We start from the raw sequence: 21,008 nt of genomic DNA, 5'->3' as shown, positions 1-21,008 counted from the left end.
AAAGAGAGAGGGAGGCGTGATGCCTCCCTCTCTTTTATCTTGAACTATCGGAGATGGCGGTGGTTTGGCTGCCCCCATCTGCTGTGCGCTGTCAGGCAGCAGCCAGTGACCCACCGAGGAAGGCATAGGCGAAACCAAAATAGATCAGCACGCCCAACAGATCCATGATCGAGGTGAGCATGGGGGAGCTGAGGGTTGCCGGATCAGTCCCCATCTTCCGTGCGGCAAACGGCAGGACCAGACCAAGCAGGCTGCCAACCACAGTCACCGTCATGGCAGAGAGGCTGACAATCATGACGATGTCCCAGCCGATGCTCTTGCTCCAGAATGCCATCACCCCTTCCAGCAGGGCGACACCCAGCCCCAGAGCCATTGCGACGGGCAGATCGCGCCGCAGCACGAAAAAGAAGTCACGCATGCTCAGCTTGATCTGACCCATGCCTATTGCCCGGATCACCAAGGTGGCCGACTGGCTGCCCGAGTTGCCCCCCATGTCGATAATAGGGGCAATAAAGGCTGCGAGGATCAGTACTTCGCTGATGAGTTCTTCCTGAGCGGCGACCAGATTGCTGGTCAGTATGCCGAATACGGTCAAGACCGCCAGCCAGAAGAATCGGGCGCTGAACATGTTAAAGGTGCTGGATGCGCGAAGATCAAGTTCGGGACCTCCCAGCGCAGCCGTACCACCGAAGCGGGCAATCCGGTTGGCATCTTCCTCTTCGGCAACATCCATTGCATCATCCACGGTCACCATGCCGAGCAACTGCTGATCCTGATTCAATACGGGGAGGGCCAGCAGGTTGTAACGGGCGATCATCTCCGCGGCTTCGCCTTTGGGGGCATCGGCCTGAATACTCACCAGCTCGCGCTGCATAATGGCCGAGATGGGGGTTTTGCTGTCGGCGAGAAACAGTTCGCGCAGGGAGACAACCCCGATGAGGCGGCGCATTTCATCCACGACATACAGGGTATAAATACTCTCCCTGTCGGCAGCAGTGCTGCGCAGCCGTTGCAGCCCCTCTCCCACAGTGATGTCAGCCGTCAGGCTGGCACAATCCGAGCTCATGATGGAGCCGACGAGGTTTTCCGGGTAAGAGGCCAGCCGTTGCGTATCCTCACGTTCTTCATCTGTCATCGCATCGAGCAGGGTCTGGCGCAAGGCTGCGGGCAGACGATTGTAGAGATCGGCTCTGTCATCGGGGGATAGGCGGGTACACAACTCCTCCAATTGGGGCTTGGCCATGGAACGTACCAGGCTGGCCTGAATATCGCTGGGCAGATGGCGGAAGATGCGTGCGGCACGCAATGCAGGAACCAGATTGAGAAAGGTATGAATATGTTTATCTGTCAGGCGGTTTATCGCTTGTGCCAGATCGACCTCATGAATATTCAGGCTGAGGCTCTGGATCCCCATACGATCCTTGTTTTGCAGCAGTACATACAGTTGTTGGTGAATATCTTGGTATTGCATTTATATATCCTTTAATACATCAGCCTGGAAAATAGAAAATAGAATTCCGACTGACATCACATCAGCAAAAATAGATAAGGAAATAACGCCCGAAAATTAATCCGGACTAGTCACCGATACCGGCTCCAGGGTCAGGGTCCATTACACACCTCCTGATTGATGTAAAAAATCGTCATATGCTTACCCGTCAATAGCCACGCATGGGGAATGAACAGGTGTTGCACTCGGCACAAGTAAATGAAGGTGGAGCGGATCGCGGGACGGTCGTCGCCCGGCTAGCGGCTGTTGCCATCTCCCATGCCACCTTGTCAAAAGCCTTGTCAAAAGCCTTGTGGCTACTGACCTGCAGCGATAGAGGCTCGCCATCGTTGACGCACGCCAGAGGCGGAAAAACATGGCGTGATGAGGTAACAGTGGTAATGACATGGTGATCCTGATATCAGGAGAAAACCCATGCAGGCATTATTTACGCATCCAGTCTGTAGCATTGGATGGCGTCAGTAACAGACATCGAGTGAATACAGGGAAGGAATTGCACTCAGGTGCAAATAAACCGCTCTCCGCATAGTGCGAGATAGCGGCAGAAAAATCTGCGGGGATCTCGCGACTCAGGTATTGGCTGACGAGCTCAACAACCTACTGTCATCTGATGAATTGCCCACTGATGGTCTCCGTTATTAATCAATGCTGCGATGCTACTGGAATGGTTCTTATTGGTAAATAATTAATCCACCGCTAGAAACATTTAGAAACATCTTTATTGATATTTTGGTAATTGAACGACAGGAATGTCGCGTATTCAGCCATATCGCATGCGTGATCGGTATTATTTACGCTGCTTTGTAGCCGAACCTGATGGTGTAATGCGTGTAACAATCTCCACCAACAGAATGACGCATAGGGTATGCCGATACCTGGCAGACCCATCGCCAGCACCCTGATCCGGTTGGTGGTGAGGTGCCTCCCTTCCTATTCACATTGTCAGGGTCGCTGCTCGCAGAATCGGGATCCGCCTTATTGAGTGGATCCTGATGAGGGATCCTCCTCACAACTCCCGCCAATTCCTGCTGTACAAATGTTATCCCGCTCACACTGTTGCTGAAACGGTTTAGTTGTCATATTGAGTTAGCTAAATTGGTTTAGCTATGCTCTGGCTGTCGATAACAACAGCGCCCGTCCGGGCCACAGATGACAGGTGAGGAAGATGATGATGTTCAAGAGCAAGTTGGCGCTGGCGGTAGCGCTGGGATTGGGGATGAGCAGCCCGCTGTGGGCGGCGCAGGCGAGTATTGCAGGTGAGAGTGTCGAGGCCAGATTGGCGGCGCTGGAGGCGCGGGTACAGGCAGCCGAAGCGAGAGCCGAGGCGGCAGAGAGCCGTGCCAGTCAGGCGGAAGTGAAGGCGAGCGCGGCGAGCGAGCAGGCTCAGGTGGCCGACAACCGCAGCCAGCAGGTGGATGAGAAGACCGCTGGTGCCCAGGGCTTCGAGTTTCACGGCTACGCCCGCTCGGGCCTGTTGGTCAACGGCAATGGCAACGGCGGGCGCGGCGGCCCCTACATCACGCCAGCCGGTTCGGTGGGTGGGGCCGTCGGTCGCCTTGGCAACGAGGATGACACCTACATGGAGGTCAACCTGCTGAAAACCCAGACCTTCGAGGATGGCAGCTGGGCCCGCTACAAGCTGATGCTGGCAGACGGGGTGGAGACCAGCAACGACTGGACCGCCAGCGATTCGAGCCTCAATACCCGTCAGGTGTTTGCCGAGATCGGCAATCTGGCGAGCTTCGACGGCCCCTTCAAGAATGCGGTGCTGTGGGCGGGTAAGCGCTTTGATCGGGACAACTTTGACATCCACTGGCTCGATTCCGACGTGGTGTTCCTGGCCGGTACCGGCGGCGGCGTCTACGACGTGCAGCTGGCCGACAGCTGGAAGGCCAACTTCTCCCTCTATGGCCGCGATTACGGCGACATCAGCGCCAGCGGTCTCTCCGATATCGAGAGCTACATCCTCACCATGAACAACCGCATCGGTAACTGGCAGTGGATGGTGAACGGTCTCTCGGCCAAGGACAATGACGCCCGCATCAATGACAAGGTGGCGGGCAGCGATGCGGCGGACAAGGGGGCACACACCCTGCTGGCCTACCACGGCGAGAGCTTCTTTGGCATCAACCCAGGGTTTGCCAAGGCAGCGGTGCTGTACGGTCATGGGTTGGGGGCCGAGGTCAAGGGGCTGGGCTCTGACAGCGAACTGCTGCCGGACGCCGATGCAGTGCGGGTCGCCGTGTTTGGCGCCACCGATCTCAACTCGCGCTGGCGTTTTGCCCCGGCCCTGCTGGCCGAGCAGAGTCAGGATCGCTACGTGAAAGGGGACGAGTACCGCTGGCTCACCGTCAATACCCGGGTAGCGCAGGTGCTGAGCCAGAACGTCGAGCTGGTCTACGAGGCGGCCTGGCAGTACATGGATCTCGATCCCAAGGGCTACAAGGGACGCCAGGCGGTGAACGGCAATTTCACCAAGCTCACCTTCGCCCCCACCTTCAAGGCGCAGACCGCCGGTTTCTTCGAGCGGCCCGAACTGCGGGTGTTCGTCAGCTGGATGGACTGGTCCTCCGAGCTCGACAACTACGCCAGCGACGATGCCATGGGCCAGAGCAACTTCACCGCCGGTGGCGAGTGGAACTTTGGCGTGCAGATGGAAACCTGGTTCTAGTTCGTTATCCCGATCACAAAAATGGCAGCCGGTGCCGAGATCTGTTGGTTTGCTAAAACGGTTTAGCTGATAATGCCAGCCAACAGAATAGAGTTCGGGTTTGACCGTGGATCCGATGCAGCAGTGGAGTAGCAAGGTGACGAATCGTGTGTGGGTAATGGGGGATGCGGTGGTGGACTTGATCCCGGAAGGGGCGTTGCACTACCTCAAGTGTCCGGGTGGCGCGCCCGCCAATGTGGCGGTTGGCGTGGCACGGCTGGGCGGCGATGCGGCCTTTATCGGCCGGGTTGGTGCTGACCCGTTCGGCCGCTTTATGGCCGACACCCTGAGCGGGGAGGGGGTGGATATCGGTGCGCTGCGGCTCGATCCAGACCATCGCACCTCTACCGTGCTGGTAGAACTGGATGACGAGGGGGAGCGCAGCTTCACCTTTATGGTGCGCCCCAGTGCCGACCAGTTTCTCACCCCAAATGAGTTGCCCCGCTTCGATGCCGGTCAGTGGTTGCTGACCTGCTCCATCGCGCTCGCCAACGAACCGGTGCGCACCAGCTGCCTGCAGGCCATGGCGGCCATCAAGGCGGCAGGCGGGCGGGTCTGTTTCGACCCCAACCTCCGCCCCGAAGTGTGGGGCAACCCCGCCGAGATGCTGCCGCTGGTGCGTCAGGCCATTGCACAGGCGGATGTGGTCAAGCTCTCCATCGAGGAGCTGCAATTGCTGAGTGGCGAGGATGAACTGGTCGCTGGGCTTGCAACTCTCTCTGGCCCGGCGCTGATGCTGGTGACCAGAGGGGCGGCCGGGGTGGTGGCTCGCCTTGATGGCGAGTTGCTGGAGTGGGTGGGGCAGAAAGTGACGCCCATCGATACCACGGGGGCGGGGGATGCCTTTGTCGCCGGTCTGCTGGAGGCGCTGGCCGGGCGCTCGTCGCTGCCGACTCTGGCCGAGCTACCCGCCATCCTGGCTCAGGCCCACGGCTGCGGGGCGCTCGCCACCACCGCCAAGGGGGCGATGACGGCGCTGCCGACCCGCACCGAACTGGATGCCTTTTTGCGATCAGGTGCAAGCGGCTGTTGAGCTGAGGCTAGAAGCCCGGCTCGACAGCCCCTACTCTCATGTGACAAGGGCCCGCCAGCGTGGCGGGTCATAAGAGGAAGAATATGAATATCAGTGCGATAGCCAAGGATCTGGTGCCCCTGCTCGGGGGCAAGGAGAACATTGTCAGCGCTGCCCACTGCGCCACCCGGCTGCGGTTGGTGCTGGCCGATGACAGCAAGGTAAACAAGGCCGCCATCGACAAGCTGGAGGGGGTCAAGGGGTGCTTTAGCAACGCGGGCCAAATTCAGGTGATCTTCGGCACCGGTCTGGTCAACAAGGTCTATGCGGAGTTTGTGGCGCTGACCGGTACCGGCACCGCCAGCAAGGCTGAGCTGACCGACATGGCGGCGGCCAAGCTCAACGTGGCCCAGCGGTTGGCGCGAACCCTTTCCAACATCTTCGTGCCGATCATTCCGGCCATCGTCGCCTCGGGCCTGCTGATGGGGCTGCTCGGCATGGTGCGCACCTACGGCTGGGCCAATGCCGACAGCGCTCTGTTTGTGATGCTCGACATGTTCAGCTCGGCGGCCTTTATCATACTGCCGATCCTCATCGGCTTTACGGCGGCGCGGGAGTTTGGCGGCAATCCGTACCTCGGGGCGACCCTCGGCGGCATCCTCACCCACCCGGCGCTAACCAACGCCTGGGGCGTGGCCGGTGGCTTCAAGACCATGGATTTCTTCGGGCTCGATGTCGCCATGATCGGCTATCAGGGCACCGTCTTCCCGGTGCTGTTGGCGGTCTGGTTTATGTCCCATCTGGAGAAACAGCTGCGCAAGCGCATTCCGGATGCACTGGATCTGATCCTCACGCCGTTCCTCACCGTCATCATCACCGGCTTTGTGGCGCTGCTCTTTATCGGCCCGGCGGGTCGGGTGCTGGGGGATGGCATCTCGTTCGGTCTGAGCGCCCTTTATGAGCAGGCTGGCTGGTTGGCGGGGCTGGTGTTTGGCGGCACCTATTCACTTATCGTCATCACCGGCATCCACCACAGCTTCCATGCCATCGAGGCGGGGCTGCTGGCCAATCCGCAAATTGGCGTCAACTTCCTGCTGCCCATCTGGGCCATGGCCAACGTGGCACAGGGCGGGGCTTGCCTCGCGGTCTATTTCAAGACCCGCGATGTGAAGATCAAGGCCATTACCGTGCCGGCGGCCATGTCCTGCCTGCTGGGTATCACGGAAGCGGCGATCTTTGGCGTCAACCTGCGCTACATCAAACCCTTCCTCGCCGGTCTGTTTGGCGGGGCCTGCGGCGGCGCCTACGTGGTGGCGGCCAAGGTGGGGATGACGGCGGTAGGGCTGACAGGTATTCCCGGCATGGCCATCGTCCAGCCCATGAGCCTTATTCACTACATCATCGGGCTGGTGATCGCCTTTGGCGCCGCCTTCGCCGCTTCCACCTTGCTCAAGTACAAGGTGGAGTGATGAAGGTAAGCGATCTTCTCAACCAGATTGTCCGGTCGCTGCTGGCCGGACAGCTCAAGGCGGCGGCCGATCCCCATCGGCCCCGCTGGCATCTGGCAGCCCCGGTGGGGCTGCTTAACGATCCCAACGGCTTTATCGAGCACGACGGGCGCTACCACCTCTTCTACCAGTGGAACCCGCTTGGCTGCGAGCACCGCAACAAGGGCTGGGGCCATGTCACCTCCACCGATCTGCTGCATTGGCAGCACGAGCCGGTGGCGCTCTTACCCACCGAAGCCTATGAGAGCCACGGCTGCTATTCGGGCTCTGCGGTGAGCGACGAGCAGGGGCGCCTGACCCTTATCTACACCGGCAACGTCAAATTCCCGGATGGCAGCCGCACCGCCTATCAGTGTCTGTCCCGCGCCGACGGTGAGGGCGGTTTTGCCAAGCTGGGACCTGTGCTGGATCTACCCGAAGGCTACAGCGGCCATGTGCGCGACCCCAAGGTGTGGCACGACGGCAAACAGTGGCTGATGGTGCTGGGAGCGCGCACCCTGGATGACAAGGGGGAAGTGCTGCTCTATCGCGGCGACACCCTGCAAAGCTGGCAGCGGGTGGGCCCCATCGCCGGCAGTGGGCACGGGGGGCTGGGTGAGTTTGGCTATATGTGGGAGTGCCCGGATCTCTTCCCGCTGGGGGAACGCCATGTGTTGATCAGCTGCCCGCAGGGGATTGCCCCGGCAGGCGAGGATTATCGCAACCTCTACCAGTGCGGCTGGCTGGCGGGGGATTTCGACGGCGAGCGCTTCGAGCACGGGGCTTTCCACGAGCTGGACCGGGGCTTCGAGTTCTATGCGCCGCAAACTACCCTGGACACTCAGGGTCGCCGCCTCTTGTTCGGTTGGCTGGGGCTGCCGGAGGAGAACGAGATGAGCCAGCCTACGGTCGCTCACGGCTGGATCCACCAGATGAGCTGCCCGCGGGAGCTGTTCTGGCAGGATGAGTGGCTCTGCCAGCGGCCGGTGGCGGAGCTTGCGGCATTGAAGGGAGAGTTGACCCGTTTCGAGGGGACGCTCGGCGAATTTTCGGGGCTGGCCATCGACTCGGCCTGGCTCGATCTGGATCTCTGCGGTGAGGGGAGTCTCTGGTTCGGCGCCGTGGCCGAGCTGGTGTGGCAGCCGGGGCACATTACCTTGCGGCGCCAGAACTGGCAGAGTGGGGTATGGGAGACCCGCAGCAGCCCATGGGCTGGTGGACTGATCACCGTCCTGTGCGATCGCTCCAGTCTGGAGTGTTTCATCGATGAGGGCCGTCACAGCCTGTCTGCGCGCTACTTTCCTGGGGAAAAACCGCAACTTTCATCAGGTAACGGCGATGATGGCTGCAAAATTTGCCTCAATCACTGGCCGCTGTCGGCGTGCCTAGTACAATAGCCCGGTTCTAGTCAGCCGGGAGGCCAGGTGGAGAAGAAGAAACGGATCACGATTGCCCAGATCGCCGAACTGGCGGGGGTGTCCAAGGCGACCGCCAGTCTGGTGCTCAACGGGAAGAGTGCGGAGTACCGCATTGCCGACGATACCCGCAAGCGCATTCAGGCGGTGGCGGAGGAGTGTCACTACCTGCCGAGCTTTCACGCCCGCTCCCTGCGCGAGACCCGCAGCTACACTTGGGGGCTGGTGATCCCCGATCTCACCAACTTCGGTTTTGCCCGCATCGCCCGCGCCCTCGAGGCCCACTGCCGGGAGGCGGGCATCCAGCTGCTGATCGCCTGCTCCGAGGATGATCCCGCCCTCGAGCAGCGGGTGGTGGACAACCTCATCAGCCGCCAGGTGGATGGGCTGATTGTCGCCTCCAGCGGCCACAGCGATGACATCTATGCCCGCATCCACGACCGCCTGCCGGTGGTGCAGCTCGACCGCCATATTGGCGAGTCGCGCCTGCCCATGGTGATCTCCGATGCCTGCAAGGCCACCGCCGAGCTGGTGCGGGACATGGCCAGCGAGTGCGGCGAGCAGATCTACTACTTCGGCGGTTTGCTGGATCTCTCCCCCAGCCGTCACCGGCTGGCGGGCTATGAGCTGGGGCTCCATCGCGCCGGTTTTGAAGCCGATGCAGCCCGGGTGCGCCATCGCGACTATCAGCCGAGCTCCGGTTATCAGCTGATGGCCGAGCTGGTGGCCGAGCTGGGGGCGCCCCCAAGGGGGCTCTTTACCGCCTCCTTTACCCTGCTGGAAGGGGTGCTGCGCTACCTCAACGAGGCGGGGTTGATGGAGACAGGGATGCGGCTGTGCACCTTCGACGATCACGACCTGCTCGACTGCATTCCCATGCGAATCGACTCGGTGGCGCAGGATTGTCCGGCGCTGGCCCTCGCCGCTTTCGAGCTGATGCAGCAACTGATTGCGGGCAATCCCCCGGCGCAGACTGCCCAGGTGATCACCCCCAGGGTGCGCTGGCGCAGCCGCCGCTAGCCACTCTTCGCCCATCCCATATGAGAAAGCCCCGCCATTGCTGGCGGGGCTTTTTGCCGTTAGTGGATGGAGCCATGACTCTGATCGACAACTCAATCCGTGGTGCTGGCGCGCCAGAATATCTGCTTGATATGGGGATGAATGCCGAGTTTCACCATCAGGGCGTCGAGCTCGTCACCATCGATGGAGGTAGCCAGCAGCACCGCCGAGATCTCCAGATCCCTCTCGCCAAACGGCTCGATGTCGAGCTCGCTCATGGGATAGTTGGCCTGCTCCAGCATCTCCTCGAGCCAGTGCAGCACCTCCTTCTGATGCTCGCGCGGGGTCAGGGCTGTCACCTTGTAGGTAACTTCTGTGTCCAGATTGTCTACCGGGCGACGGTTGATCTGGTTGACCAGCGGTCTCAGCAGGGTGTTGGCGGCCAGCACGAACAGGGCGCCCAGAATGGCCTCCATGGCGAGCCCGGCGCCACAGGCGGCGCCGACCGCAGCGACACCCCACAGGGTGGCGGCGGTGTTGATGCCACGGATATTGCCCGACTCGCGCATGATGACGCCAGCGCCGAGAAAGCCGATGCCGGAGACAATATAGGCCACCACATGGACCACGTTGTAGTTGCCGCCGTGCAGGTCATAGATTCGCTGGGCCAGGCTGACGAACAGGGCGGCTCCCACGGCGACCAGCACGTTGGTGCGCAGGCCCGCGGTACGTTGGCGGTACTGGCGCTCCAGCCCGACCAGACTGCCGAGCACAAAGGCGAGCAGCAGGCTAGCCAGAGTGTCGAGCAGTGAGAGCATGTCTAGTTGTTGCCACATCTTCATGGCGTACTCCTTCTTATGAAAGCTGGCTTGGCACAATCCATGATGAAACGCCGGGTGGCGGATGGATCAGAGGGGGATTGAGCGGATGGCCAGCAGAAAAACGCAGCGTCCCGGGTTTAGCTTCCGGGGCGCGAGCATCATCAGATGCCCTGACGCTCGGAGAGGACGCAACAAGTGGGGCCAGCGTGGCTGGCCCCTTGAACGGTCGTTAGTGCAGCAGGATGCGCGTCAGTTGAGTTCGGGAGTCGTGTCGATGCGCGGACGCAGCTCCCAGCGCACCGGATGCGCTACTCCGACCTGATGAACAAACTGCACCAGATAGCGGCGCTGGGGTGGAGTGCAGTGCACATTGAGCACCAGCTCTCGCCCGCCGCTGCGACCCGGTTTCATCGATTGCATCGGTTGCAGTCCGGCCGGTTGCAGGGTGTGGCTCACCATATCCAGCACCTGCTCCATATCGGCGCGATCCTCGCAGCGGATCTGCAGCCTATAGTGGTGCTGGCGCGGTTTGCCGCCCAGCCAGCGTGGCAACATGCCGCGCCCCAGCTTGCTCAGCAGGGGGTGAGCCCGGGGTGCAACAGAACCTGTTGCGACCGCGCGATCCGCAGCCGGTTTGATTGAGATAAAACGCATAGCAGCCTCCTTGTGGGAAGCAGAAACTATGCAGGCAAGGTGTCATGGCAAAGCCAGATCACCTGACGTCAAGTGTAAAAAGGGAGAAGAGGGGAGTGTATTTCCGCTTCTCGCAGGGTTGCGAGCATGCGGCAGAGAAAGACCTGCGGCTAGCTCGCGACCTTGGTACCGACGATGAGGGTCGGTCTACAACTGTCACTTGATGAGTTGCCCACTGATGGTCTCCGCTGTGTTAAGAACGGCAAAATGGTACTCATCCAGAGCGGTGAGGTAAAGCCTTATCGGCCTTCCAGCAACATTTAGATACAAGTTTGTCAATAATGGGGCCGACTGGCTACCTCCATAAGCATCAGGGAGCGACGATAGCTATCGCCGCGCGATGACGCCCCGCTAGCAGGACCTCCCCTGTCTTGCGCGACCTGTTACTTCAGCCCCAAGCGCTTCAGGATCAGGGCTGCCGGGCAGAACCCAGTGAACGCACTCTGGATCAGGTTGACCCCGACAAAGACGCTTAGCCAGACAAAGCCCGGATGAACCCAGGTGGTAAGGATCAGCGAGAGCAGCAACATGCAACCCGCGACGATTCTGACTCCGTTATCTACTGTCATGGTCTTTCTCCTTCTCTACTTTAGATGTTGCTAATTTAGTGTTGTTTTATACAATAGAACAAATATCAGCAATTGCTAATTTACTCTTATGAGCCAATTCGACGAGATGAACAGACATGCGACAGCCGCCGCCTCCCTGCTCAAGGCGTTGGCTCATCCCGAACGCCTGATGGTGCTCTGCCAGCTGGTGGAGGGGGAGAAGGGGGTCGGGGAGCTGCTGGCCCATAGCCAACTTGGGCAGTCGGCCTTCTCCCAGCAACTTTCGGTATTGAAGCGCTACGGCCTTATCCGTTCGCGCAAGGTCTCCCAGCAGATCTACTACTCGCTGGTGAGCGAGGCGGCCGCCGATGTGCTGGGAGCGCTGCAAACCCATTTTTGTCACTCGGAAAATAAGGAATCTTGATGATGGAAAGCCAATGGCTGCTCTCTTTGGGCGGTGGCATGCTGGCGGGGCTGTCGGCCCTGATCTTGATGTTGTTCAACGGCCGGGTGGCTGGGATCAGCGGCATTCTGGCCGGTGCGCTGCAACACCGTGCGCCCTGGCGGGTGCTGTTTCTGCTGGGACTGGGGGCGGGTGCCTGGTTGGCGCTGACCCTGGGCTGGGCCAGCATGCCCGTATTCACCACCTTGCCCGGCTGGCCCGTTGTGCTACTGGCCGGTCTGCTGGTCGGGGTCGGTACCCGTCTTGGCAATGGCTGCACCAGCGGCCACGGCATCTGTGGCATGGGGCGGCTCTCCCTGCGCTCCATCGTCGCTACCCTGACCTTTATGGCGGCGGGCTTTATCACCGTCTTCGTTACTCATCATCTGTTGTAAGAGGCTGTTCGCCATGAAGTTGCTGACAAGTTTGTTTGCTGGCCTGTTGTTTGGACTGGGGATGGCCATCTCCGGCATGGTGGATCCCGCCCGGGTCACCGGATTTCTCGATCTGGCCGGGGCCTGGGATCCCAGCCTCGCCTTCGTGATGGGAGGGGCCCTGCTGGTCTTTATGCCGGGTTATTTTCTGCTGGTGAAACCCCGTCGCCAGAGTGTGCTGGGGGAGCCCATCGTCGCCGTACCGGCTCCCAGACTGGAGCGCCGGCTGATCGGCGGGGCCGCACTGTTTGGCATCGGCTGGGGATTGGTGGGTATCTGCCCGGGGCCTGCTCTGAGTCTCATTTCCAGCGGGCAGCCCATGATAATGTTGTTTATAGCGGCCATGGTGGCCGGGATTTTGCTTGTTGATCGGGTCTTGGTAAAGGTGCGGGAGAAGCGCTGCCACCCCCGCTCTGCCTGAATGGATTGCCCCTGGTGTCGGGGAAGGAGAAATATCATGGAACAGATCCGCTTGCTGGGGGCCGCCATGCTGGCTGTGACCTCCGCTCTTGTCTCTCCGATGACATGGTCTGCCGAGGCGAATGGTGATGCCACCCTGACTCTGGTTCCCCGTCAGGTGACCGACTGGCTGACGCTGGATGGCACTGTCAGTGCCATCAATCAGGGGACGGTGGCGGCCCAGACCAGCGGCCGGGTCTCCCGCATGCTGGTGGATGTGAACGATCAGGTGCAGGCGGGACAGCCGCTGCTCGAGATCAGCGGCAAGGAGCAGTTTGCCGCCGTCACGGGGGCCGAGGCGCGACTGGCCAGAGCCAAGGCCCAGCAGGTGGAGGCAGAGCGCCAGCTTGCTCGTTTTCAGGCTCTGATTGCCAAAGGGGTGATCACTCGCGCCCAGCTCGACAATGCCCAGGCGACTGATCGCGCCGCCCGTGCCGAGGTGAACGCTGCCGATGCGGCTCTTACTCAGGCCCGCGAGGCTTACGGTTATACCCGCATTCTGGCCCCCTACGCCGGGGTGGTGACCAAGCGGTTGGTGGAGCTGGGGGAGACTGTCGCCCCCGGTACCCCGCTGCTCTCCGGCTTCTCCCTCGACACCTTGCGGGTGGAGGTGGAGCTGCCCCAATCCGCCCTGACGCTGGCTCGTGAGCCTGCGGATGTGCAAGTGCTGCTGCCGGATGGCAAGTCTGTTACCCCGGTCAAATTGACCCGCTTTAACTATGCCGACAGCCAGAGCCACGCCTTCAGGTTGCGCCTCGACTTGCCGCCGCAAACCGCCGGGGTATTGCCCGGCATGTGGCTCAAGGTGCAGCTCAAGCAGGGTGAACGTCAGGTGTTGCAGGTGCCGGATCGCGCCCTGCTGCGGCAAGGGGAGTTCAACGGCGTCTATCTGCAGCAGCCTGCTGGCTGGGCCCTGACGCCGGTGCGGGTCGGCCATTGTTTTGAAGGACAGTGCGAGATCCTGGCCGGGCTGCAAGCCGGTGACAAGCTGGCTCCCGATGGCTGGGCGCAGCAGCAGGAGGTGGCCCATGAGTAGCGAGCTGAACGGCAACAAGGAGAGGTTGGGGCCTGCCGGTCGGCTGGCTGCGCTGTTCCAAGGCTCGGCTATCACCCCGCTGCTGGCGCTGGTGGGGCTGCTGCTCGGCCTGTTTGCAGTGCTGGTGACCCCCAAGGAGGAGGAGCCGCAGATTGATGTCACCTTCGCTGATGTCTACATTCCCTTCCCGGGAGCCACTCCGGCTGAAGTGGCCTCTCTCGTCACCACCCCTGCCGAGCAGGTGGTCTCCCAGATTAAGGGCATTGATACCCTCTACTCTTTTTCCCAACCCGATGGCGCCCTGCTGGTGGTGGTGTTCAAGGTGGGAGTGAGCCGCGAGCAGGCCATCGTCGATCTCAACAACCAGCTCGACTCCAACCGCGACTGGTTGCCACAGGGGATCGGGGTCGGTCAACCACTGGTAAAACCCCGGGGGATCGATGATGTCCCCATCGTCAGTCTGACCTTATGGAGCAAAGAGGGGAGCAAACAACTGGGAGCTCCCGAGCTGACCCGGGTCGCCCATGAGCTGGAGACCGAACTCAAGCGCATTCCCGGTACCCGCGATATTTACACGCTGGGCAGCCAGAGCACCGTGTTGCGGGTGATGCCGGATCCGGCGGCCCTCAGCGCCCACGACATCAGCTGGGGCGAGCTGAGCCAGCGACTTGCTGCCGCCAATCAGGTGGGCCCGACACAGGCTATCGAGCAAGACAACAGTGAGATCAAGGTGCAGGTGGGGCAGTTCCTGCAAAACGATCAGCAGGCCCGCGAGCTGGTAGTGGGGCTGCACGATGGCAAGCCGGTCTATCTCGGGGATGTGGCCAGGGTCTCTCTGGGTCAGGAGACCCCGACCAAACGCAGCTGGATGGGGCAAGGGCAGGCCAGTTATCCGGCGGTGACCCTGGCCATCGGCAAGCAGCCGGGCCAGAACGCGGTCGAGGTGGCCAAGCGGGTGGAGGCGCGGGTCGAGAGTCTCAAAAATCGGCTTATCCCTGCCGGGGTCGAGGTGACGGTGACCCGGGATTACGGCGTTACCGCCGAGACCAAATCCAACACCCTCATCGGCAAGCTGATTTTTGCCACCACGGCGGTGGTGCTGCTGGTGCTGGTGAGCATGGGCTGGCGTGAGGCGCTGGTGGTGGGGGTTGCCATCGTCATCACCCTGGCACTGACCCTGTTTGCCAGCTGGGCCTGGGGCTTTACCCTCAACCGGGTGTCGCTGTTTGCGCTGATCTTCTCCATCGGCATTCTGGTGGATGACGCCATCGTGGTGGTGGAGAACATCCACCGCCATCGCGGTTTGGGCAAGGGGTCGCTCAAGGATCTGATCCCGGGGGCGGTGGACGAGGTGGGGGGGCCGACCATACTGGCGACCCTAACCGTCATCGCGGCCCTGCTGCCGATGGCCTTTGTCAGTGGCCTGATGGGCCCCTACATGAGCCCCATCCCCATCAATGCCAGCATGGGGATGCTTATCTCCCTGCTGGTGGCCTTTATCTTCTCCCCCTGGCTGGCGAGCCATTTGCTCAAGGGGGAGGCGCACGGTGCCCACGGCGAGGCCAAGGCGGGTCTTTTTCACCGGCTGATGACCCCTTTCCTGATCGGTGATGGCGCCAAGCGCGCCAGACGCAAGCTCTGGCTGGCGGTGTTGCTGTTGGTCGGGGCCGCTACCGCCATGCCGGTGGTGCAGTGGGTGGTGCTCAAGATGCTTCCCTTTGACAACAAGTCGGAATTTCAGCTGGTGCTCGATATGCCGGAGGGGGCGACCCTGGAGCAGACCGAGCGCACCCTGCTGGCGGTCGGGCGGGAGCTTGCCAAGGTGGAGGAGGTGAAGGATTACCAGGTCTATGCCGGCACCGCCGCCCCCATCAATTTCAACGGGCTGGTGCGCCACTACTTTATCCGCAGCGGCGCCAACGTGGGGGATATTCAGGTCAATCTGGTGGACAAGCATGAGCGGGATCGCAGTAGCCACCAGATTGCCCAGTCGGTTCGGGAGCCGCTGCAGGCCATCGCCAGTGCGGCAGGGGGCAACCTGAAAGTCGTTGAGGTGCCGCCCGGCCCGCCGGTCTGGTCCCCCATCGTTGCCGAGATCTATGGCCCGACTCAGGCCGCCCGCGAAGCGGCCGCTCGCGCCGTACAGGCCCGTTTTGTGGCCACGGCGGATCTGGTGGATGTGGATATCTATCTGACCGATCCGCAGCCCAAGTGGCGGCTGGTGGTGGATCGCAGCAAGGCGGCCCTGCTCGGGGTCGATCTCGGGGATCTGGTGAGCACTCTCAATGGTGGGGTGGGTTATCAGGATGCCGGCTGGCTGCAGGGGCACGGTGCCAAGTATCCGGTGCCGATCCGCATCGAACTGGCTCCCGGTGACAAACGGGATCTGGCGGGCGTGCTGGCCCTCAAGGTGCGCAGCCAGAGCGGCCAGCTGGTGCGGGTCTCCGAACTGGTGAGTCGCCGTGATGAGGTGGCCCCCAGCTATATCATGCACAAGAACATGCAGCCCATGGTGATGGTGGTGGCCGACATGGGCGGCCACACCGACAGCCCGCTCTACGGCATGTTTGCTGCCGGTGCCGACATCGACCTGCCCCAGTATTACGTGCAGCAGCCGGATAAACTGGGAGAGGTGGCGCTGTTGTGGGACGGGGAGTGGAAGATCACCTACGAGACCTTCCGCGACATGGGTATCGCCTACGGAGTGGGGATGATCCTCATCTATCTGCTGGTGGTGGCCCAGTTCCGCTCCTATCTGGTGCCGCTCATCATCATGGCCCCCATTCCGCTCACCATCATAGGGGTGATGCCGGGCCACGCCCTGCTGGGGGCCCAGTTTACCGCCACCTCGATGATAGGGATGATCGCCCTGGCCGGGATCATCGTACGCAACAGCATCCTGCTGGTGGACTTTATCGAGCAGCAGCGCAGCGCCGGAGTGGCGTTCGAGCAGGCGGTGATCGAAGCGGCGCAGGTACGGGCCAAACCCATCATGCTGACGGCGCTGGCGGCGATGATCGGGGCTCTGTTTATCCTCGATGATCCCATCTTCAACGGACTGGCCATCAGCCTGATTTTCGGGATCCTGGTCTCCACTTTGCTCACCCTGGTGGTGATACCCTTGCTCTATTATGCCCTGCTCTCCCGACGCACATGACGGGAGTCACTAGCGAAAGGATGCGCGATGAAGAGAGGTTGGTTGTGGTGGGGAAGTGGCGCTGTGGTAGCGGTGGCTGCTGTGGCATGGTGGTGGCGACCGCAGCCGACGCCGATCAGGCTGGCTGAGGTCGGGCGGGGGGATGTGCTGGTCACCGTGGTCAACACCCGGGCTGGCACCATCAAGTCGTGTCAGCGGGCCGGACTCAGTCTGCCCGGTGGCGGCGTGGTGGAGCAGATCGCCGTCAAGGCCGGGGAGCGGGTAGCCCGGGGAGATCTGCTGCTGACCCTCTGGAGTGACGATATTCACGCCGATCTCGCCCAGGCCCGCGCCCAGCAGGCGCTCGGCAAGACCCAGCGCGAGGAGCGTTGCAGCGAGGCGGCCTACTACGAGCGGGAGGCCAACCGGCTGGCCACCTTGCTGGCCAAAAACCTCACCTCCCGCACCCTCGCTGAGCAGGCCCAGAATCTGGCCGATACCCGCCGCTATGTCTGTCAGGCATCCCGTCAGCAGGAGCGGGTCGACGAGGCGCAGGTCGCCCAGGTGGAGGCTCGCTTGAGCGAGCGTCGCCTGCTGGCGCCGTTTGCCGGCGTGGTGGCGGAGGTCAACAGCAAGCTGGGCGAATACATGACCCCCTCACCGCCCGGAGTGGCCATGCCTCCGGTGATCGATCTTATCGATGATAAGTGTCTGTATGTCTCAGCCCCCATCGATGAGGTGGATGCCGCCCGCCTCAAGGTGGGCCAGTCTGCCCGGGTACTGCTCGATGCCATGCCCGGGCGCGATTTTGCCGCTACCGTCACCCGTATCGCCCCCTATGTGAAGGAGCTGGAGAAGCAGGCCCGCACCGTCGAGGTGGAGGCATCGCTCACTGCCCTGCCCACCGATGTACCCCTGCTTATCGGCTACAGCGCCGATCTTGAGGTCGAGGTGACCCGCGCCACCGATGTGCTGCGGGTTGCGGCCAGCAGCCGGGCCGACGATGGCAGCGTGCTGCGGCTGGAAGGGGATACGCTGGTGCGGGTGGTGCCCCGCTGGGGCGTGGAGAACTGGAACTGGATTGAGGTGGCCGAGGGGCTCGCTGCCGGTGATCGGCTGGCAGCCCAGCCCGGACAGATTGTCGGGGAGGGCCCTTTCAGCGCCGCCACGGAGCAGACGGATGAGTGATCTCATTCGCCTTGATGCCGTCAGCCGTCGTTTCACTCTGGGGGGGAGCGAGGTGGCTGCCCTCGACCGCGTTTCCCTGCGGGTTGCCGAGGGGGAGTATCTGGCGGTGATGGGCCCCTCGGGATCCGGCAAATCGACCCTGCTCAATGTGCTGGGGCTGCTGGATCGGCCCGATGAGGGGCGTTACTGGCTGGGAGGGGAGGATACCGCCACCCTGTCAGAACCCGCATTGGCCCAGCTGCGCGGCCATCGCATCGGTTTCGTGTTCCAGTCGTTTCACCTCATCTCCCGCCTCACCGCCCGTGAAAACGTCGAGCTGCCGCTGATGCTGTGCGGGATCGCCCCCGCCGAGCGCCATCGCCGAAGCCAGCAGTTGCTGGGAGAGCTGGGGCTGGAGAACCGGGCCGGACACCGCCCTGCCGAGCTTTCCGGCGGTCAGCGTCAGCGGGTAGCCATCGCCCGGGCCATGGCAATGGCGCCGCGGCTGATCCTGGCCGACGAGCCCACCGGCAATCTCGACTCCCGCTCCGGGGAGGAGGTGATTACCCTGCTGGAGGGGCTCAACCGGGAGCAGGGGATCACGCTGGTGGTAGTGACCCACGATCCGCGCCTTGGTGAGCGGGCGGGCAGGCGGATCCTGATGAACGATGGCCGCATCAACATTGATAGCGGCGGTGGCTGAATGCGGCGGCCCGATGTGATCCGCTTTGCCGCCGTGGCGTTATTGCGTCAGCGTTCACGGGCGCTGGTCTTGATCCTGGCGGTGAGTCTGAGCGTCACCTCGGTGCTGCTGCTCACCGCGCTGGGGGAGGGGGCGAGGCGCTATGTGGCCGACCAGTTCAGCTCCCTTGGCAAGGATCTGCTGGTGATGTTCCCCGGCCGCAAGGAGACCACCGGCGGGCTGCCGCCGGTCACCGGCAACAGTCTGCGGCAGATCACTCTCGATGATATGCACTACCTTGGCCAGCACCAGCCAAACGTGCGGCTGGTGCCGCTGGTGATGGGCTTTGCCGAGGCCAAACAAGGGGCACGGCTGCGCCAGACCATGCTGCTTGGCAGCAGCAACGGGCTGCGCGATACCCACGGGCTGGAGCTGCTCTCCGGCCGCTGGTTGCCGGGGGATGCCGCAGAGGATCGACCGGCCGTCCTGCTCGGGGCCAAGGTGGCCCGTGAGCTGTTCGGTCAGGTCGATCCGGTCGGTCAGTGGCTGCGTTTTGACAATCGCCGCTTTCGGGTGGTGGGGGTATTCACCAGCCAGAGCAGCAATCTGGGGATGGACATGGCCGAGGCCGCGCTGATCCCGGTCGGTAGCGCCATGCGGCTGTTCAACACCGAGGGGCTGTTTCGGCTGCTGATCCAGCCGCTGGCGGGGCAAGCGGTGCCGCCGCTGGTCAAGCGACTGGAGCAGCTGATGCAATCGCGCCACGGGGTGCTCGATGTGACCGTGGTGCGCCGCGACGCCATGCTGGCTACCTTCTCCACCATTCTCTCGACCCTCACCCTGGCAGTTGCCGGCATCGGCGCCATCGGCCTGCTGGTCTCCGGCATCATGATGATGAATCTTGCGCTGATCAGCACTCGCCAGCGCACCGGCGAGATCGGCCTGCTCAAGGCGCTGGGGGCTGACAGTCGCCAGATCCGCCAGCTGTTTTTGTGGGAGGCGCTGCTGCTGAGCGGCAGTGGCGCGCTGTTTGGCACTGTGTTGGGCTATGCCCTGGTTGCCCTCGCCGGAGTGATTTGGCCCGGATTTCCGGCGGCTGTCCCTCTGCTCGCGACCCTCTGCACCATACCGGCGGCCCTGCTGACCGGGCTGTTTTTTAGCTGGCTGCCCGCCTCCCGTGCAGCACGGCAAGATCCGGTCAGCAGCCTGCGCAGCGGGCAGTGGAGCGGTGGCTGATGCGCGCCGCTGATCTGCTGTTCTGGCTCTGGCACGCCTTGCTGGCGGGGCGCAGCCGCAGTCTGCTGTCGGCGCTGGGGATCGCCATCGGGATCGCCTCGGTGACCCTGCTCACCGGCATCGGCGAGGGGCTCAGGCTCTATCTGCTCGACAGCTTCTCCCAATTTGGCACCCGGTTGATCGCCGTGACCCCGGGTAAGACCGAAACCGCAGGCGGCCCGCCAGGCATCCTCTCCAGCAGCCGTCCCCTGCTGCTGGAGGATGCCGATGCCCTCGCCAGATTGGCAGGGGTAGAGGCGGCGCTCCCTGTGGTGCAGGGGCAGGGGGAGGTGCGCAGCCGCGGGCTCACCCGCAGCACCGCTATTTTGGGCACAGGCTCGGCGGCGCTCTCAGGCTGGCGACTCACCCTGGTGCAGGGGCGTTTTCTGCCCGCGGACGACAGTGCCATGCCCCGCGCCTATGCGGTGCTGGGGGCCAAGGTGGCGGCTGAGTTGTTTCCCGGTGGCGATGCGCCTGGGAGTCTGCTGCGCGCCGGTGATCGCCGTTTTCGGGTGGCCGGGGTGCTGGCGCCCAAGGGGCAATTTCTCGGCTTTGATCTGGACGACATGATCTATCTGCCCGCCGCTCACGCCCAGGCGCTGTTCAACAAGGAGGGGCTGCAGGAGATCGACGTCATCTATCGCGCTGGGCAGGCGGAGGCCGAGATCACCGCCCAGATCAGGCGGGTGCTGATCGCCCGCCACGGCGCCGAGGATTTTACCCTCACCTCCCAGCAGGATATGCTGACCAGCCTCGACAAGATCCTCTCCATCATCAAGCTGGCGGTTGGCGGGCTCGGCATTATCTCGCTGCTGATCGGGGCGGTCGGCATCTTCAGCATCATGAGCATCGCCCAGCAGGAGCGGATCCCCGAAGTGGGCTTGCTGATGGCGCTGGGCTGCCCACGGCGGCGCATTCTATTGCTGTTCCTGCTCGAAGCCGTGGTGCTGGCGCTGCTGGGCGGGGCCATGGGACTGACCCTGCTCGGCGGGCTAAAACTGCTGCTCACCCTGCTGGCGGCTGGCTTGCCGCTCACCCTCCATCCTCTCTATCTGCTGCTGGCGCTTGGTTGCAGCGCCCTGGTTGGCCTATTGGCCGGGGTCGCTCCTGCCTTGCGGGCAGTGCGTCTCGACCCCGTGGTTGCCCTGCGCGGTGACTAGGCCGCCCCTTTCGCAAGAGGCT

General features: G+C 62.5%; 18 protein-coding genes. 14 read left to right on the top strand and 4 right to left on the bottom strand.

Translation table 11 applies throughout. The annotated features are described in order from the left end of the window. Nucleotides 1-91 precede the first annotated feature (91 nt). The gene (gene mgtE / locus G5195_RS01155) at nt 92-1,471 is read right to left on the bottom strand and encodes a magnesium transporter (protein WP_421235745.1); all 1,380 of its coding nucleotides are present in this window, start codon (nt 1,469-1,471) and stop codon (nt 92-94) included. Between the two features lie 1,204 nt (nt 1,472-2,675). On the opposite strand from mgtE, the gene G5195_RS01150 reads away from it, so the two are divergent. From G5195_RS01150 to G5195_RS01130, 5 genes are all read left to right on the top strand, one after another. After that, complete coding sequence (locus tag G5195_RS01150; protein ID WP_421235744.1) at nt 2,676-4,181, top strand: carbohydrate porin; 1,506 nt, start codon at nt 2,676-2,678, stop codon at nt 4,179-4,181. 115 nt (nt 4,182-4,296) lie between these two features. Next, nucleotides 4,297-5,253 (top strand): aminoimidazole riboside kinase, encoded by a 957-nt coding sequence (locus tag G5195_RS01145; RefSeq protein ID WP_421235743.1) that lies wholly within the window; start codon nt 4,297-4,299, stop codon nt 5,251-5,253. Between the two features lie 83 nt (nt 5,254-5,336). Further along, a complete protein-coding gene (locus G5195_RS01140; protein ID WP_421235742.1) occupies nt 5,337-6,701 on the top strand; it encodes a sucrose-specific PTS transporter subunit IIBC in 1,365 nt (454 codons plus the stop codon). Beyond that, nucleotides 6,701-8,116, top strand: coding sequence for a glycoside hydrolase family 32 protein (locus G5195_RS01135; protein ID WP_421235741.1), 1,416 nt, complete (start codon nt 6,701-6,703; stop codon nt 8,114-8,116). Before G5195_RS01140 ends, G5195_RS01135 begins: the two co-directional genes overlap by 1 nt. Nucleotides 8,117-8,143: 27 nt before the next feature. Next, nucleotides 8,144-9,154 carry a substrate-binding domain-containing protein gene (locus G5195_RS01130; RefSeq protein WP_139740684.1) on the top strand — a complete coding sequence of 337 codons (1,011 nt, stop codon included), beginning with the start codon at nt 8,144-8,146 and terminating at the stop codon, nt 9,152-9,154. A 92-nt stretch (nt 9,155-9,246) separates the two neighbouring features. Here G5195_RS01130 and G5195_RS01125 read toward each other — a convergent pair whose 3' ends face one another. The 3 genes from G5195_RS01125 to G5195_RS01115 form a co-directional block, all read right to left on the bottom strand. Then, nucleotides 9,247-9,975 (bottom strand): MgtC/SapB family protein, encoded by a 729-nt coding sequence (locus tag G5195_RS01125; protein ID WP_201990472.1) that lies wholly within the window; start codon nt 9,973-9,975, stop codon nt 9,247-9,249. A gap of 228 nt (nt 9,976-10,203) precedes the next feature. Further along, nucleotides 10,204-10,608 carry a hypothetical protein gene (locus G5195_RS01120; RefSeq protein ID WP_227340909.1) on the bottom strand — a complete coding sequence of 135 codons (405 nt, stop codon included), beginning with the start codon at nt 10,606-10,608 and terminating at the stop codon, nt 10,204-10,206. 422 nt (nt 10,609-11,030) lie between these two features. Further along, nucleotides 11,031-11,216, bottom strand: coding sequence for a DUF2892 domain-containing protein (locus G5195_RS01115; RefSeq protein ID WP_337073604.1), 186 nt, complete (start codon nt 11,214-11,216; stop codon nt 11,031-11,033). 88 nt (nt 11,217-11,304) lie between these two features. Here G5195_RS01115 and G5195_RS01110 point away from each other — a divergent pair, with 88 nt between their 5' ends. Genes G5195_RS01110 through G5195_RS01070 form a run of 9 tightly spaced genes read left to right on the top strand, consistent with a single transcriptional unit; the run spans nt 11,305 to nt 20,986 of the window. Next, on the top strand, nt 11,305-11,619 hold the full coding sequence (locus G5195_RS01110; protein ID WP_005338008.1) for an ArsR/SmtB family transcription factor: 315 nt from the start codon (nt 11,305-11,307) through the stop codon (nt 11,617-11,619). After that, a complete protein-coding gene (locus tag G5195_RS01105) occupies nt 11,619-12,032 on the top strand; it encodes a YeeE/YedE family protein (RefSeq protein ID WP_368150173.1) in 414 nt (137 codons plus the stop codon). The genes G5195_RS01110 and G5195_RS01105 overlap by 1 nt, the downstream gene beginning before the upstream one ends. A gap of 13 nt (nt 12,033-12,045) precedes the next feature. Further along, nucleotides 12,046-12,492 (top strand): DUF6691 family protein, encoded by a 447-nt coding sequence (locus G5195_RS01100; RefSeq protein WP_421221430.1) that lies wholly within the window; start codon nt 12,046-12,048, stop codon nt 12,490-12,492. A gap of 36 nt (nt 12,493-12,528) precedes the next feature. Continuing rightward, a complete protein-coding gene (locus G5195_RS01095) occupies nt 12,529-13,566 on the top strand; it encodes an efflux RND transporter periplasmic adaptor subunit (protein WP_421221431.1) in 1,038 nt (345 codons plus the stop codon). Then, nucleotides 13,559-16,723, top strand: coding sequence for an efflux RND transporter permease subunit (locus G5195_RS01090; protein ID WP_421235740.1), 3,165 nt, complete (start codon nt 13,559-13,561; stop codon nt 16,721-16,723). Before G5195_RS01095 ends, G5195_RS01090 begins: the two co-directional genes overlap by 8 nt. Nucleotides 16,724-16,750: 27 nt before the next feature. Continuing rightward, complete coding sequence (locus G5195_RS01085) at nt 16,751-17,890, top strand: efflux RND transporter periplasmic adaptor subunit (protein WP_421235739.1); 1,140 nt, start codon at nt 16,751-16,753, stop codon at nt 17,888-17,890. Further along, entirely contained in the window at nt 17,883-18,572 is a 690-nt protein-coding gene (locus G5195_RS01080; RefSeq protein WP_040066014.1) for an ABC transporter ATP-binding protein, read from the top strand. Before G5195_RS01085 ends, G5195_RS01080 begins: the two co-directional genes overlap by 8 nt. After that, nucleotides 18,573-19,787, top strand: a complete 1,215-nt coding sequence (locus G5195_RS01075) for an ABC transporter permease (protein ID WP_421235738.1) — start codon at nt 18,573-18,575, stop codon at nt 19,785-19,787. Beyond that, complete coding sequence (locus tag G5195_RS01070) at nt 19,787-20,986, top strand: ABC transporter permease (protein ID WP_421235737.1); 1,200 nt, start codon at nt 19,787-19,789, stop codon at nt 20,984-20,986. The genes G5195_RS01075 and G5195_RS01070 overlap by 1 nt, the downstream gene beginning before the upstream one ends. The last annotated feature ends 22 nt before the right edge of the window (nt 20,987-21,008 follow it).

The sequence above is a fragment of the Aeromonas sp. 601039 genome, assembly GCF_049174415.1.
GTDB classification, from domain to species: Bacteria; Pseudomonadota; Gammaproteobacteria; order Enterobacterales; family Aeromonadaceae; genus Aeromonas; species Aeromonas veronii_A.
This window is presented reverse-complemented; position numbering and strand designations above follow the sequence as displayed.

Excerpts from the sequence above, each read along its gene's own strand:
- G5195_RS01110 (WP_005338008.1), top strand. The coding sequence starts at position 11,305 with ATGAGCCAATTCGACGAGATGAACAGACATGCGACAGCCGCCGCCTCC.
- G5195_RS01145 (WP_421235743.1), top strand. The coding sequence starts at position 4,297 with ATGCAGCAGTGGAGTAGCAAGGTGACGAATCGTGTGTGGGTAATGGGG.
- G5195_RS01120 (WP_227340909.1), bottom strand. The coding sequence starts at position 10,608 with ATGCGTTTTATCTCAATCAAACCGGCTGCGGATCGCGCGGTCGCAACA.
- G5195_RS01070 (WP_421235737.1), top strand. The coding sequence starts at position 19,787 with ATGCGCGCCGCTGATCTGCTGTTCTGGCTCTGGCACGCCTTGCTGGCG.
- G5195_RS01085 (WP_421235739.1), top strand. The coding sequence starts at position 16,751 with ATGAAGAGAGGTTGGTTGTGGTGGGGAAGTGGCGCTGTGGTAGCGGTG.
- G5195_RS01095 (WP_421221431.1), top strand. The coding sequence starts at position 12,529 with ATGGAACAGATCCGCTTGCTGGGGGCCGCCATGCTGGCTGTGACCTCC.
- G5195_RS01090 (WP_421235740.1), top strand. The coding sequence starts at position 13,559 with ATGAGTAGCGAGCTGAACGGCAACAAGGAGAGGTTGGGGCCTGCCGGT.
- G5195_RS01080 (WP_040066014.1), top strand. The coding sequence starts at position 17,883 with ATGAGTGATCTCATTCGCCTTGATGCCGTCAGCCGTCGTTTCACTCTG.
- G5195_RS01150 (WP_421235744.1), top strand. The coding sequence starts at position 2,676 with ATGATGATGTTCAAGAGCAAGTTGGCGCTGGCGGTAGCGCTGGGATTG.
- G5195_RS01100 (WP_421221430.1), top strand. The coding sequence starts at position 12,046 with ATGAAGTTGCTGACAAGTTTGTTTGCTGGCCTGTTGTTTGGACTGGGG.
- G5195_RS01125 (WP_201990472.1), bottom strand. The coding sequence starts at position 9,975 with ATGAAGATGTGGCAACAACTAGACATGCTCTCACTGCTCGACACTCTG.
- G5195_RS01115 (WP_337073604.1), bottom strand. The coding sequence starts at position 11,216 with ATGACAGTAGATAACGGAGTCAGAATCGTCGCGGGTTGCATGTTGCTG.
- G5195_RS01135 (WP_421235741.1), top strand. The coding sequence starts at position 6,701 with ATGAAGGTAAGCGATCTTCTCAACCAGATTGTCCGGTCGCTGCTGGCC.
- G5195_RS01075 (WP_421235738.1), top strand. The coding sequence starts at position 18,573 with ATGCGGCGGCCCGATGTGATCCGCTTTGCCGCCGTGGCGTTATTGCGT.
- G5195_RS01105 (WP_368150173.1), top strand. The coding sequence starts at position 11,619 with ATGATGGAAAGCCAATGGCTGCTCTCTTTGGGCGGTGGCATGCTGGCG.
- mgtE (WP_421235745.1), bottom strand. The coding sequence starts at position 1,471 with ATGCAATACCAAGATATTCACCAACAACTGTATGTACTGCTGCAAAAC.
- G5195_RS01140 (WP_421235742.1), top strand. The coding sequence starts at position 5,337 with ATGAATATCAGTGCGATAGCCAAGGATCTGGTGCCCCTGCTCGGGGGC.